This is a genomic window from Streptomyces sp. NPDC101490 (assembly GCF_044767145.1).
GTDB lineage: Bacteria > Actinomycetota > Actinomycetes > Streptomycetales > Streptomycetaceae > Streptomyces.
Genome location: NZ_JBIWNI010000013.1, coordinates 80,797 through 93,778, shown reverse-complemented (window position 1 = coordinate 93,778; position 12,982 = coordinate 80,797). Strand labels below are relative to the sequence as shown.

At 71.5% G+C, this 12,982-nt stretch carries 12 protein-coding genes and 1 pseudogene; 11 read left to right on the top strand and 2 right to left on the bottom strand.

What is annotated here, in order from left to right; all coding sequences use genetic code 11:
* The first annotated feature begins 15 nt into the window (after window positions 1–15).
* From ACIRQY_RS22810 to ACIRQY_RS22800, 3 genes are all read left to right on the top strand, one after another.
* Window positions 16–1,080 (top strand): NAD-dependent epimerase/dehydratase family protein, encoded by a 1,065-nt coding sequence (locus tag ACIRQY_RS22810; protein WP_403928466.1) that lies wholly within the window; start codon window positions 16–18, stop codon window positions 1,078–1,080.
* Complete coding sequence (locus ACIRQY_RS22805) at window positions 1,077–2,294, top strand: methyltransferase domain-containing protein (protein ID WP_403928463.1); 1,218 nt, start codon at window positions 1,077–1,079, stop codon at window positions 2,292–2,294. Before ACIRQY_RS22810 ends, ACIRQY_RS22805 begins: the two co-directional genes overlap by 4 nt.
* Before the next feature lie 269 nt (window positions 2,295–2,563).
* Window positions 2,564–2,701 (top strand): hypothetical protein, encoded by a 138-nt coding sequence (locus tag ACIRQY_RS22800; RefSeq protein ID WP_403928460.1) that lies wholly within the window; start codon window positions 2,564–2,566, stop codon window positions 2,699–2,701.
* Window positions 2,702–2,759: 58 nt separating this feature from the next.
* Here the strand turns inward: ACIRQY_RS22800 and ACIRQY_RS22795 are convergent, their stop codons facing one another.
* Both ACIRQY_RS22795 and ACIRQY_RS22790 read right to left on the bottom strand, forming a co-directional pair.
* On the bottom strand, window positions 2,760–2,987 hold the full coding sequence (locus tag ACIRQY_RS22795; protein WP_403928458.1) for a DUF3626 domain-containing protein: 228 nt from the start codon (window positions 2,985–2,987) through the stop codon (window positions 2,760–2,762).
* 323 nt (window positions 2,988–3,310) lie between these two features.
* Entirely contained in the window at window positions 3,311–4,033 is a 723-nt protein-coding gene (locus ACIRQY_RS22790) for a hypothetical protein (RefSeq protein WP_403928455.1), read from the bottom strand.
* 558 nt (window positions 4,034–4,591) lie between these two features.
* Between ACIRQY_RS22790 and ACIRQY_RS22785 the strand changes: the two are divergent.
* From ACIRQY_RS22785 to ACIRQY_RS22750, 8 genes and pseudogenes are all read left to right on the top strand, one after another.
* Window positions 4,592–5,466, top strand: a pseudogene (locus tag ACIRQY_RS22785) (helix-turn-helix domain-containing protein).
* Between the two features lie 119 nt (window positions 5,467–5,585).
* A complete protein-coding gene (locus tag ACIRQY_RS22780; protein WP_403928452.1) occupies window positions 5,586–6,452 on the top strand; it encodes an ABC transporter ATP-binding protein in 867 nt (288 codons plus the stop codon).
* Window positions 6,453–6,572: 120 nt separating this feature from the next.
* Window positions 6,573–7,637 carry an iron-siderophore ABC transporter substrate-binding protein gene (locus tag ACIRQY_RS22775; RefSeq protein WP_403928449.1) on the top strand — a complete coding sequence of 355 codons (1,065 nt, stop codon included), beginning with the start codon at window positions 6,573–6,575 and terminating at the stop codon, window positions 7,635–7,637.
* Entirely contained in the window at window positions 7,634–9,736 is a 2,103-nt protein-coding gene (locus ACIRQY_RS22770) for an iron ABC transporter permease (protein WP_403928446.1), read from the top strand. The genes ACIRQY_RS22775 and ACIRQY_RS22770 overlap by 4 nt, the downstream gene beginning before the upstream one ends.
* A gap of 98 nt (window positions 9,737–9,834) precedes the next feature.
* Window positions 9,835–10,959, top strand: coding sequence for a peptidase C39 family protein (locus ACIRQY_RS22765; protein ID WP_403928443.1), 1,125 nt, complete (start codon window positions 9,835–9,837; stop codon window positions 10,957–10,959).
* A gap of 50 nt (window positions 10,960–11,009) precedes the next feature.
* The gene (locus ACIRQY_RS22760; RefSeq protein ID WP_403928440.1) at window positions 11,010–12,242 is read left to right on the top strand and encodes a GNAT family N-acetyltransferase; all 1,233 of its coding nucleotides are present in this window, start codon (window positions 11,010–11,012) and stop codon (window positions 12,240–12,242) included.
* Window positions 12,243–12,508: 266 nt separating this feature from the next.
* Entirely contained in the window at window positions 12,509–12,766 is a 258-nt protein-coding gene (locus ACIRQY_RS22755; RefSeq protein ID WP_351794075.1) for a DUF6400 family protein, read from the top strand.
* Complete coding sequence (locus tag ACIRQY_RS22750; protein WP_351794078.1) at window positions 12,750–12,980, top strand: hypothetical protein; 231 nt, start codon at window positions 12,750–12,752, stop codon at window positions 12,978–12,980. The genes ACIRQY_RS22755 and ACIRQY_RS22750 overlap by 17 nt, the downstream gene beginning before the upstream one ends.
* Window positions 12,981–12,982 lie beyond the last annotated feature (2 nt).

Below are 12,982 nucleotides of genomic sequence, written 5' to 3'. Positions count from 1 at the left end.
CCGTCCCCGAAGCCCATGGCCTTGGCCGCTCAGGGCCCGTGGACGGACAGGACCGTCCTGGTCACCGGTGCCGCCGGCTTCATCGGCTCGCACTTCGCCGAGGGGCTGCTGGCCCGGGGAGCCCGGGTGATCGCGCTGCACCGGGGCGACGACCGGGCCGTGCTTGGACAGCTTCCCCGTACGGCCCTGCTGCGGACCGTCCGTACCGACCTCCTCGACGAGGCCGCCCTGGAGGGGGTGTTCGCCGGGTCGCCGCACGGCGTGGACACCGTGGTGCACTGTGCCTCGCTCACCGGGAACCTCCTCTCGCGGCGCGAGCGCCCAGCCACCTTCCTCGACTCGGGCGTCCGCACGGTGTCGTACGTCCTGGACCTCGCCCGCAGGTACGGCGTCCGCGACACGGTTCTGCTCAGCTCCGCCGAGGTCTACCTCTCGGCCACCGATCGCCCCACCCGGGAGGAGGACGACTTCCGCACGTCACTCCCGTACGCGCCGGACGGCTACTACCTCGCGAAGAACTACGCGGAGATGCTGGCCGAGGCCTACGCCCACGAGCACGGAATGCGGATCTTCCGGCCCCGGCTCACCAGCGTCTACGGGCCGCGAGACGACTTCCGGGCAGACTCCGACCGGGTGGTCCCGCGGATGTTCGCAAGGGCTGCGGCGGGCGAGCCCATCGAGATCTGGGGCGACGGCTCGCAGACCCGCACGTACCTCTACGTGACCGATCTGGTCGACGCCACCTTGCGGATGGTCGAGCGGAACACCCACACCGTGCTGAACATGGCCGCCCAGGAGACGGTCTCCCCGGTTCGCCTCGCGCAGCTGATCTGCGCCGCGCTGGGCCGCCCGGAACTGATCACGTTCAATCGCGCCGTCTCCGGCGGGCGGCCGAACCGCACGCTCGACCTCTCCCAGCTGCACGAAGTGATCGACTTCCGGCCTCGGAGCCTCCAGGAGGGCCTGCGCGCCACGGCCGCGTGGTACCGGTCCCACCACTTTCCCACACCGCCCCCGACACCTCCACTCCCACTCCCACTCCCCGAGCCGCCTTCCCCGACAGAAAGCTGCGTGAGATGACTTCGTGCCGTATTTGCGGTGGCCCCGTGGTCGAGTTCTTCGACTTCGGGCGCCAGCCGGTCTCGGACGTGTTCCCGGCTCCCGCCGACATCGGCACGGAGCACTTCTACCGGCTGGCCATCGGCTTCTGCGCCGACTGCACGATGGTGCAACAGCTCGAAGAGGTGGACCGGGAGAGGATGTTTCCCGCCGACTACCCCTACCGCTCGTCCGGTTCCTCGCTCATGCGGCGGCACTTCGAGGAGACCGCGGCGCACTACCTGGCGACGGAGCTGTCGGGGCCGGACCCCTTCTACGTGGAGGTCGGCTGCAACGACGGCATCATGCTCAATTCCGTCCGGGCGTCCGGCGTGCGTCATCTCGGCGTCGACCCCGCCGAGCACGCCGCCCTGACCGCCGGTGCGACCGGCAGCCGGGTCCACGTCGGCTTCTTCGAGGAGCCGACCGCGCTGCGGATCCGGGAGACCGAGGGCGCCGCGCAGCTCGTCTTCTCCGCCAACACCATCAGCCACATCGCCTACATCGACTCGGTGTTCGCAGGCGTGCGCGCCCTGCTCGCCGAGGGTGGCGTCTTCGTCTTCGAGGACCGCTACCTGGGCGACATCGTCACGCACACCTACTTCGACCAGGTCTACGACGAGCACTTCTACCTGTTCTCGGTCCGCTCCGTGCAGGCCATGGCGCGGCACTACGGCTTCGACCTGGTCGACGTCGAGCACCTCCCGGTCCACGGCGGCACCATGCGCTACACGACGGCCCGCGCGGGCGAGCGCCCCGTGCGGCCCGCGGTGTCCAGGTGGCTGGCCCGCGAGCACGACCAGAAGCTCTCCGAGCAGGCCACCTACGCCTCCTTCGGCGCGAAGATCGAATCCCACTGCACGGAACTGCACGCACTGCTCACGCAGTTGAAGGAGCAGGGCAAGCGAGTGGTCGGCTACGGCGCGACCTGCAAGAGCGCCACGGTCACCAACTACTGCGGCATCGGCCCCGACCTGATCTCCGCCGTGTGCGACTCCACCCCTGACAAGCAGCACCGCGTCACCCCGGGCTCCCACATCCCGATCCTCCCCCCGGAGCACTTCTCCTCCCCCTATCCCGACTACGCGGTGCTCTTCGCCTGGAACCACGCGGAGGAAATCATGGCGAAGGAACAGGCCTTCAAGGCCTCGGGCGGTCAGTGGATCCTCTACGTCCCGGACGTGCACCTGGCCTGACACGCATCCCGGGGCCACCGGACATGGCGATGCCCGCGCAGGCACTTCCGCGCGGGCATCGCCATGTCCGGGATGGGCCGGCGGCGTCAGCTCGATGTTCCACGCCACCGGAGCTCTTCGACGCTGATCCGCACTCCTGGGTGCCATTCGAGCGGACACGGCAGAAGCCGGGCTGCGGCCTCCACTTCCGTGTCCCGATAGCTGGGGATCCAAGACCAACGCCTCTACATGGCGATCCAGTACGGGGCGGCTCGTGGACCTGCGCCTCGATGGAGTCATCGAGCGCGTCCCGGCTGTCGGCCTGGGCCAACTCCAGCGAGGACATCCCGGCGGCGACGCCGAAGGCCGTAGGCGCAAAGAAGCTGTCCGGGTGGCAGAACGTGGTGCGGGAGAGCTGCCAGCGGTGAACCGGAAGTATGCCGAACCGCGGCGCCGCGCCGCGCCGAGCTGCTTGTGCCGGAAAGCTCAGAGTCCCGTAGACGGGCCGCTCATGCGCGGCCGCATCGTCATACGCGCCGTCAAGATGCGGCTTTCCCAGCGCCGGCGGTCACCGCCGGGGTGGGCGGTCAGGCCGCCGTTGCTTGTTCCGGTCATGAACTGCGAGTGGTAGACGCCACCGGCAGCCAGCGCGAGCAGGACCGGCCGATCGAGCACCATACGATCCGGGTGGAGATTCAGCGTCACACGCAGCACCGGGTCGACTGGAGTTCTGACGCCCTGGAGGCGACGTGCTGGAGGGCCCGCTCCTGCGGCAGCTGGGCTGACTCGACGTCCATCCACGCAGCCTGCCCGGGCACGGGCAACCCGTGCACATGTATTCCCCCGGCCATCGCACCCACCAGGAGCGGCAGCGGGAAGCAATCCCACCGTGTGTGGAAAGCGATCTTCACGACGTGGTGTGAGCAGCCGACCAGCAACATCCGTCAGCGCCTCTGTCGTGCACCACGCCGTTGAGTTCCCACCCATGAACTGATCATCGACCGACCTGTCCGACCGTCACAGCAAACACCGTTGCATTACCACGCCGACTGGCCCCGCTGCCGCAGCAGCGTCCGCAGGTTGTCGCGGGCCTCGTCCAGTCCGGCGTCGGGGCCCTGCCGAACCGTTCCTTCGTCTGCGGGAGGTCCCCCGTGTGCCATGCCTGGACACCCAGGGCGTTCATCGTGACGGGATCCCCGGCCTCCACCGCTTGACGCCACCACAGTCCTGCCCGCATGGTGTCCCCCGCGGAGGGTCAGCATCCGGAGCATGCCGTCGGTGTGCCCGGCCTCGGCGGCCAGCCGGTACCGGTGCGCCACGTCCCCGAGCTCACCCATCCGCTCCAGCCGGGTGACCTCCTCGACAATCGCGGCCGGGTCCACGGTGTCCGTGTACGCCAGGTTCCGGGCCGACGTCGGCCTGCCGACGGTACGGGTGTTGCCCCACTCGGGGCACGGACGCCCCTTGGCGGGCAGCGCCCGCGCCAGGTGCTCGTGGATGCCCAGCAGCGTCAGGAACTCCGCGGCGTCCCCCGATCCGCGGTGCAGCAGGTCGAGCGGCTCACCCGTGTACGCCGTGTACCCGCGCGGCCGACAGGGCGTGGGACGGCCGGTTCGCGAGCGAGGAGGGGAGGTGCACGTCCCGGACACCTCCAGCCGGCCGGAGACCACCGAGGTGTCCGAGGTCATCAGGCCGATGGCCTGCCCGGAGAAGCAGCAGTCCAGGACAAGGACCCGGCTGGCGGCCCGCGCGGTCGCCACGAGCCGGTCGACCGCTCCTGGCTGCCGACGGATCTGACCGGCAAGGACGTGTTGTGCCTGACCTCCGGCGGTGGCCAGCAGGGGCCGATCCTCGCCGCCGCGGGGGCGCGGGTCACCACTTTCGACAACTCACCCCGGCAGCTCGGCCAGGACCAGATGGCGGCGGCACGCGACGGACTCGACCTGCGCACCATCCTGGGCGACATGCGCGATCTCAGCGCCTTCGTTTCCGTGAGCGGTTCGGGAATCGCACCTCGCCCTCGGTGCCATGGTGGGCTCACGCGTCCCGGGAACGGCGGCAGCCGCGATCCACCGCGCGGCATCCGGGCGAGTCGCGGGCCCGGCGAATCCGGCGGCGCTGAAGAGCTCACGGGGCATGCAGACCCCGAGTATGCAGAACCCGACGGCCGCAGAGTGCGAGACGGCATTCCCCTGCTCCTCGGGCGAAGTCGTCGGCCTGTCCTCAACCAGGGGCGAACACCCTGAAATCAGTCCGGAACGGCGCACCGATAGACTCTCTTCATGGTTCAAGCGCCCCCTGGTGCGGCGACTCCCGGGATGTGGCGGCGCGAGGCGGGCACGGTGGTCCGGCGGGCCGAGCCGCTCCCCGAGTCGGCGGCCGCCATCCTCGCCGGATCCCGGATCGTCCCCGCTCCCACGGAGTGGTCGCCGCACGCGCATTCCCTGCACGAGCTCGTCTGGGTACGCGGGGGAACGCTGACGTCCCGCGTGGGCGACCGTGTCTACACCGTGGTCGAGGGGTACGGGCTGTGGATGCCCGCCGGGATGGTCCACGAGGGCCGGTCGACAGCGAGTGCGGCGCTCTTCAGCGCCTTCTTCGCCCCCGATCGCACACCCTTCGCGTTCACGCGCCCCATGGCGATCACGATGACGCCGTTGCTGGATTCGCTGCTGACCCATCTGTCCTCCGCCGACCTCGACGCGGAGGCGAGGGCGCGGGCGGAGGCGGTCGTCTTCGATGTGCTCCGGCCCTCGGAGCGTCAGTTCGCCTTGCGCCTGCCCGGCGATCCACGGATCGACACCATCGCCGAGGCCCTGCTGGACGACCCCTCGGACGGCCGTTCGCTGGAGGAGTGGGCGCGGCTGCTGGGGACCAGCGACCGTACGATCACCCGTGCCTTCCGTCAGGCGACGGGGCTTCCCTTCGCCCAGTGGCGCCAGATGCTGCGGGTGCACCGGGCACTGATGCTCCTTGCCGAGGGCATCGACGTGGCGACGGTTTCCGAGGTGCTGGGCTACGCGCAGCCCAGCACCTTCATCGTCGCCTTCCGGCGGGTCATGGGAATCACGCCGGGCGCGTTCTCGGACGCGGCGGTCCGCCCGTAGGGGGTGTCCGGAACTCCGTATCGCGTGACCAGAACTCCGGATTGTCGACACAGCAAGCGGAATATAAGCTTCACCGAGTTAGGTAACCCTTAGTTGCCGTTCGCCGTGCGTGGCTCCGCCGCGCCTGGGCGAGCACGCGGCCTGCCCGGTGACGTCGGACAGGGGTTGCCGCAGTCCCCACCCCTCCGACCGTCCGGACATCTCCGTGTTCACAAGCCTCTTCCGGCCCGCCGGGAAGCCCACGGCCGCCCCCGCCGCCGCTCCGGCGGCCGCGCTCATCGGGCACGACCTGGTGCTGTGCCACGACGGCAGGCCCGTCGTCCATGGCGTCTCGGTCGCCCTGGAACCCGGTCGCGCGACCGCCCTGGTGGGACCGAACGGCAGCGGGAAGTCCACGCTGCTGCGCGCGCTGTCCCGACTGCACCGGGTGGACGGCGGCCGGGTGACGCTCGGAGCCCCCGAGGGAGAGCCCGAACGTGACGTCGCTCTGCTCAGTTCCCAGGAGTTCGCGCGCGAGGTCACGCTGTTCTCCCAGTCGAGGCCCGTTCCCCAGGGGCTGACGGTCGCGGAGGTCGTCGCGTTCGGGCGCCACCCCTACCGGCGCGGCTTCGCCGGACCGACCGCCGAGGACCGGACCGCCGTCGACCACGCCATGCGGGTCACCGGAGTGCGCGACATGACCGGACGGCAGGTCGGAGAACTCTCCGGCGGGGAGATGCAACGCGTCTGGCTCGCGGCCTGCCTGGCCCAGGACACCGGTGTCGTACTGCTCGACGAACCGACCAACCACCTCGACCTGCGCTACCAGTTCGAGACGCTCGACCTCGTTCGGGACCTCGTCGACAAGCACGGCATCGCGGTCGGGATCGTGCTGCACGACCTCGACCAGGCCTCCCGGATCGCGGACACCGTCGTCCTCATGCGCTCGGGCCGGGTGTACGCGACCGGCGCACCGGCCGACGTCCTGACCGCCGAGAACATCGGCGAGGTCTACGACATCCGCGTCGAGGTGGACGTCGACCCCCGCACGGGGCGGCTGCGCATCGATCCGCTCGGACGTCACCTCTCCTGATCCACGGTCGCGGCTCCCCCGGAACGCCTCACCGGCCCTTCCGGGGATGACGAGCCGCCCCCGAACACACCGACGCGCCCTGTCCGCGTCGCCCCCATCACCCGCGAAAGAGGAATCCCCATGAACCGTGCCCGTCGTCTGGCGCTGTCGGCCTCGACCGGAATCGCGCTGCTCGCCGCTACGGCCTGCGGAACGACCGACGTCGACAGAGCGACGGCCGGGAGCAGCGCCGACGCGGCCCCCGCGTCGAAGGACTGCGCCCAGGACACCACGGCCACCTCGACGAAGCCGGTCTCCTTCAAGGACGGCGTGGGCCGCCAGATAGAGCTCGACAAGCCCGCCAAGCGGATCGCGGTCCTCGAATGGCAGCAGGTCGAAGACGCGCTGACCCTGTGCGTGACCCCCACCGCCGTCTCCGACGCCAAGGGCTACCGCACCTGGACCAGCGCGGAGAAGCTGCCCGCCGGTGTGACGGACATCGGCACCCGGGAGGAGCCCGATCTCGACACCCTCTACGCGGCCAAGCCCGATCTCATCGTCGTGGAGGCCTTCGACGCCAAGGACGAGATGATCAAGAAGCTGGAGAAGAGGGGCGTTCCCGTGATGGCCACGCGGGGGGCGGACCCGAAGGACCCGATCGGGAACATGCGCAAGGTGTTCAGCATGATCGGCGAGGCGACCGGGCGGACGGACCGGGCGGACCAGGTGCTCAAGGAGTTCGACCAGCACCTCGCGACGGCGAAGCAGCGGGTCACCGACGCGAACCTGCCGACGAAGGACTTCCTGTTCTTCGACGGCTGGCTGGAGGGAGGCAACCTGACCGTACGCCCCTACGCGGACGGCGCGCTGTTCACCGAGATCGGCAAGGAACTCGGCATGACCCCGGCGTGGACCAACGACGTGAACAAGAAGCACGGCGACGGGGGCGTGGACGCCGCCTACGGCCTCGCGCAGACCGATGTCGAGGGCCTCACCTCCGTGGGCGACGCCAACCTCTTCTACGCGAACGACGACGCCGCGGGCGGTTACGTCGCGGCGCTGGCCAAGAACCCGATCTGGAAGAAGCTCCCCGCCGTGAAGGAGGGCCGCGCCCACGCGTTCCCGGCGCAGGTCTGGGGCGCCGGTGGTCCGCGCTCCTGCGCCCAGGCGATCGACGCCTACGTCGACGTACTCGACAAGAAGTGACCGCGGTACGCGCGGCGGCCCCCGAACCGGGGCCGCTGCCACGCGCCGGGCTCGGCGGCGGGCCCGCCGGGGCGGCCGTCCTGGCACTCCTCCTCGGCGCGACCGCGCTCGTCGGCATGTGGCATCTGACACAGGGGACGTCGGGCGTCGGCGTCGGCGACCTGGTGCGCCATCTCGCCGGGCAGGACGGCGGTGCCCACGGGGCGCCCGTAGGAGAGATCCTCACCGGCTCGCGCCTGCCGCGTCTGTTCGCGGGCGTCGCCGTCGGCTTCGCCCTCGGCTGTGCGGGCGCGCTGCTCCAGTCCGTCACCCACAACCCGCTCGCCTCTCCGGACACCCTGGCGGTCACGTCCGGGGCGTACTTCACCCTCGCGATGGTCGCCGCCCTCGGCCTGACCGTCCCGCTCTGGGCGTCGGGCGCCGTCGCCTTCGCGGGCGGCCTCGTGGCGGCGGCACTCGTGCTGCTCCTCTCGGGCCGCGCCGCGGGCACCGCGGGCACCCGCCTCGTCCTCGCCGGATCGGCGACGGCGATGGCCCTGGACGCGGCGACCGGGATGTTCCTCATCCTGTTCGACCAGAACACGACCGGCCTCTACGCCTGGGGAAGCGGCTCGCTGGCGCAGCTGAACATCGACGCGTCGGTCCGCGCCGCCCCTCTCGTCGCCGTGACGCTGTGCCTGACTCTGGCGCTGTCCCGGCGGCTGGACGTGATGCACCTGGGCAACGACGCCGCGTCGACGCTCGGCGTGCCGGTCCGGAGCACCAGGGTGACCGCCGTGGTCTGCGCGGTGCTGCTGACCAGCACGGCGGTGACCCTGGCCGGTCCGATCGGCTTCGTCGGTCTCGGCGCCCCGGTCCTCGCCCGACTGATCGCCGGACGTGTCCACGCCTTGCGTCGGCACCTGTTCCTGATCCCCGCGGCCGGGCTGCTCGGCGCGCTGCTGATTCTGCTCGCGGACGCGGCCCTGCGCGCGATCCAGGGGGCGGACGGGGCCGCTTCCATCCCGACCGGCGTGCCGACCGCGCTACTCGGCTCCGTCGTGATCGTGGTCCTCGCCCTGCGGCTGCGCGACACGGGGCAGATCCGGCAGCCCCCTCGGGCGAAGGTGGCCGCACGCTCGCGCCGTGCGTCCCTCCTCGTCACGTCCGGCTCGGTGGCGCTGCTCGCCGGAGCGGCTCTCGTGGCCGTCCTCGCGGGGAGCCTGTGGCTGCGGACCGGGGACGTCGTGCTGTGGCTCCAGGGCGCGGCTCCGGACCTGGTGGGCCAGGCGCTCGACGACCGGGTGCCGCGGGTGACCGCCGCGATCCTGGCCGGTGCGGCGCTCGGCCTTGCCGGTTGCGTCGTGCAGGGTTCGGTGCGCAATCCGCTGGCGGAGCCCGGGGTGCTGGGCATCACGGCGGGTGCCGGTCTCGGCGCGGCGAGTGTCGCGACCTCGGGTCTGTCCGGTGGGCGGACGGTACTCGTCGTGGTGGCGGTCGTGGCCGGGCTGGCCACGTTCGCGGTGATCGCCCTGCTGGCCTGGCGCGGTGGTTTCCTGCCCGACCGGTTCGTCCTGATCGGCATCGGCATGGGGTACGGCCTCAGTGCGGGCACCACCTTCCTGCTGCTGCGCGCGGACCCGTACAACACCCCGCGCATCTTCACCTGGCTCTCCGGTACCACCTATGGCCGGACGTTCCCCGATGTCGTCCCGGTCGCGGTGGGCCTGGCTCTCGCCCTTCCCGTTCTGCTGTCCATGCGCGGTCGGCTCGATCTGCTCGCCGTCGACGAGGACACCCCGCGCATCGTCGGGGTCCGGGTGGAGCGCACCCGCTTCACCGCCCTGGCCATCGCCGCGGTGCTCGCGGCGCTCAGCGTGATCGCCGTCGGTGTCGTCGGCTTCGTGGGGCTCGTCGCCCCGCACCTCGCGCGTTCCCTGGTGGGTGCCCGGCACGGCCGTTCGATCCCGGTCGCGATGCTGCTCGGTGGTGTGCTGGTCTGTGTGGCGGACGCCCTCGGCCGTACGGTCGTCGCCCCCGCCCAGGTGCCCGCGGGCCTCATGATCGCGCTCGTCGGCGGACCGTACTTCGTGTGGGTGCTCCGGAAGTCCCGCGCGTGACCTCACACCAGGGGACGGGGTCCGCGCCCACAGGCCGGGCTCCCTCCTCTCCCGCTCCCTCACCCTCTCGTCTCCTCCGTCCCGCCAGGAGTACCGGAATGCCGACCTGTCAGGAATCCTCCGCACGGCCCGCCGAGCCCGAACACTCCGTGGAGAGCCTCGTCGTCCCCTACGATCCCGATGCCCCACCGGTCCGGCTGACGCGGATCGTCGGCGACGAGGTGTCGGAGCGCTGGCGTACCGTCGACCGCTCCACCCACGTGCCTCGTCTCGTGGTCGTTCCCGGGGGCGACGGCGCGGAGTGGGCCGCCGCCGCGCTGGTGACAGCACGTCCGAGCACGGCCTATCTGAAGATCGTCGACGCCGTCGGCGACGTACGGGCGGCCGTGGAGGCGGTCGTCGCCCTCGCGGACCGCGAGGGGCTTCCGCAGGTCAAGTGGGAGGGGTGGACGGCGTGTGCCGAGGACGTCGCCGCCACCGGTTTCACCGCCTTGACGCCTCCGCTGACACCTTCGGAAGGCGCCGCCGGACCGGCTGCCGGATACGTCCGCTGGCTGCGCGAGGGCGTCACGACCGCGCCCCCGTACTACGGGCAGAGCACGCACTTCACCTGCGGAGCGGTCACCGCCCTGGTCGCGCAGGCGCACGCGGGGACGCTGGAGTGGGAGGCGCTGGACCGGCAGGCGGAGCTGACGCTGTGGCGGGACGCCACCAACTTCCTCGCGTGCGAGCCCGTCGGGCTGGGCGTCGCCGTGCACCGGGCCTGGCCCTCGTCCCCGGTCAGGGTCCACCTGGACGCCGACCGACCGGTGCTGCTCGACCACCTGACGGAGAACGACCGGGAGTGGCGTGCCCTGCTCCAGCGCGCCTCCAGGAAGGACGCGGAGCGCATGGGTGTCCCCATCGATCCGAGCCGTCTCACCCTGGACGCGGTCCGGGACTCGATCGGCCGACGCGAGCACGTGCTGCTGCTGCTCTCGCTCGCCGGGATGCAGGGATTCGACGTGCCGCACTGGGTTCTCTGTCACGGCGTCGTACCCGGCGCCGTTGTGATCGAGGATCCCTGGACCAACGCGGCGACGGGTGACACCTGGGTCGACGCCCATCTCCTGCCGGTTCCCGACTCGTCGCTCGACGCGATGTCGGTCCTCTCGCCGGAGGGCTTCCGGGGTGCGGTGACCATCGGCCGTCCGCACGAGCGTGACACGACGCCGGTCCCGTGAACGAACACCATGATCCACTGTGCCGGCACTTCGGGAAGGAAGCGACAGCGATGGAGATCCGATCCACGACCGATGAGGACCTGGACGTCTTCGTCGACACGGTCCACACGGCGTTCGGCCACTTCCCGGAAGCCCCGATCGCGGGTGGCGGACGCTGGTGGTCGGCGCTGGAGATGGACCGCGGCCTGCTCGCCCTGTCCGAGGACGGTCGGCCCGTGGGCACCGCCGCCGCGTACTCCTTCGAGCTCACCCTGCCCGGCCGGCGCGTCACGCCGGTCACGGGGGTGAGCTCGGTCGGCGTCCTGCCCTCGCACCGGCGGCGCGGCGTGCTCAGCGCGATGATGCGGCGGCAGCTCTCCGAGGTGCGGGCCAGGGGGGAGTTCCTCTCGGTGCTGCTGGCTTCCGAGGCTCCGATCTACGGCCGGTTCGGCTACGGACCGGCAACCTTCACCACCCGGCTGACCGTGCCGCGCCACCGAGCAGCCCTCGCGGTGCCCCGGGCCGGTGCGTCGGCCGACGCGTCCGTGCCCGACGGGGACAGCGGTACGGTCGAGGTGATGCGGCGTGCCCAGTGCGGCGGGATCCTCGAAGAGGTGTACGACCGGTACCGCCGCGCCCAGCCCGGCGCGCTGTCCCGGCCGCACCGCTGGTGGGCGTCGGGAGCGGGGCAGTCGCCGGTCTCCTCGGCACCGCGCCACGTCGCGGTCCACCGGGACGCCGACGGGGTGGCCGACGGGTACGCCAGCTACTCGATCGGCGAGGGCGGCACGTTGACGGTCGACGAGACCATCGCCACCGACGACGTGGTCTTCCTGGCCCTGGCCCGGTTCGTACTCGGGCACGACCTGGTCCCACAGGTCGTGTTCCGGCACGTCCCGCCCGAGCATCCGCTGCGCTGGCAGCTCGCGGACTTCCGTGCCGGTGAGGTCGGCGAGCACGCCGACTGGCTGTGGGTGCGTGTCCTCGACGTCCCTGGCGCCCTGACCGCACGCGCCTGGTCCACGGACGGCGAGCTCGTCCTCGACGTGGACGACCCGTTCCTCGGCGAGCACGGCCGCCATCTGCTGACCGTCCGCGAGGGCAGCGCGACCTGTGTCCCCACGGACCGGCAACCCGATCTGTCGCTGGACGTGCGCGACCTGGGCTCGCTGTACCTGGGCGGCATCGCCCCCAGCACGCTCGTCCGCGCGGGACACGTCCGGGCCCTCCGCCCCGGCGCCGCCACCCTCGCGGACGCGCTGTTCCGTACGGAACGCCCCCCGCACTGCCTGCACTGGTTCTGAGCACCGCCCGCCTCCGGGCCCACGGCGACCCGCGTCAGCGGGCCGTGCCGTGGCTCCGGGGGCCGGGGCGGGGGTGCTGAGACGGCTGGTGTCGGCACGCTCGGGGCCCGGTGTCCATCGGACGGACTTCGGAGCCGCCGCCCAGCGTCTCCGCGGCATGAGGTGCGCCACAGCGACCGGTGAACGCCGGTCGGATGCTTCCGTGGGCGCCGATCGTTCTGGTAGACGTGGTCGGGTATGCGTTCGATTCATCCCGAAAGTCGCCCATGAACAGTTTCCACGACCCTCATTCCGACCTCGTCGGCTTCCACATCGACCTCACGTCCGAGGAGGCACGGCGGCGCGCCGAGTTCGTAGCGGCCCTCGGGCCCGGCTGGGATCCCGTGGCCGTTCTGCGTGAGGAGGAGGCCGCGCACGCCCTGCTGTACTCGGGCCTGGACGAGGAGCAGCAGGGGCTGTACGCGATGCTGGTCGCGGCCGGTGTGCTGCCCGGGGAGGGGCCGGGCCGTGCGGCTTCCGCTTGATCCCCACGCGGACCCGGCCCGGCGGGCCTGGGTCGCGTGCCCCGGCTGTGACGACGCCCGCGACTGCGGGACCTGCCTGGACCGCCGGAACTGCCGGAGCCACTGGCGCTACCTGATCGGGAACAGTGGTCCCCGGGTCCACCTGCAGTGCCCGAACTGCACCCACCTGTGGACCCTCGACACGTCCCGCGGGCGGCGCGGCGGACGGGTCTGAGC

Coding starts and splice junctions, on each gene's coding strand:
- ACIRQY_RS22760 (WP_403928440.1), top strand. CDS start 11,010: ATGGAGATCCGATCCACGACCGATGAGGACCTGGACGTCTTCGTCGAC.
- ACIRQY_RS22775 (WP_403928449.1), top strand. CDS start 6,573: ATGAACCGTGCCCGTCGTCTGGCGCTGTCGGCCTCGACCGGAATCGCG.
- ACIRQY_RS22765 (WP_403928443.1), top strand. CDS start 9,835: ATGCCGACCTGTCAGGAATCCTCCGCACGGCCCGCCGAGCCCGAACAC.
- ACIRQY_RS22800 (WP_403928460.1), top strand. CDS start 2,564: ATGGAGTCATCGAGCGCGTCCCGGCTGTCGGCCTGGGCCAACTCCAGC.
- ACIRQY_RS22755 (WP_351794075.1), top strand. CDS start 12,509: ATGAACAGTTTCCACGACCCTCATTCCGACCTCGTCGGCTTCCACATC.
- ACIRQY_RS22805 (WP_403928463.1), top strand. CDS start 1,077: ATGACTTCGTGCCGTATTTGCGGTGGCCCCGTGGTCGAGTTCTTCGAC.
- ACIRQY_RS22810 (WP_403928466.1), top strand. CDS start 16: ATGGCCTTGGCCGCTCAGGGCCCGTGGACGGACAGGACCGTCCTGGTC.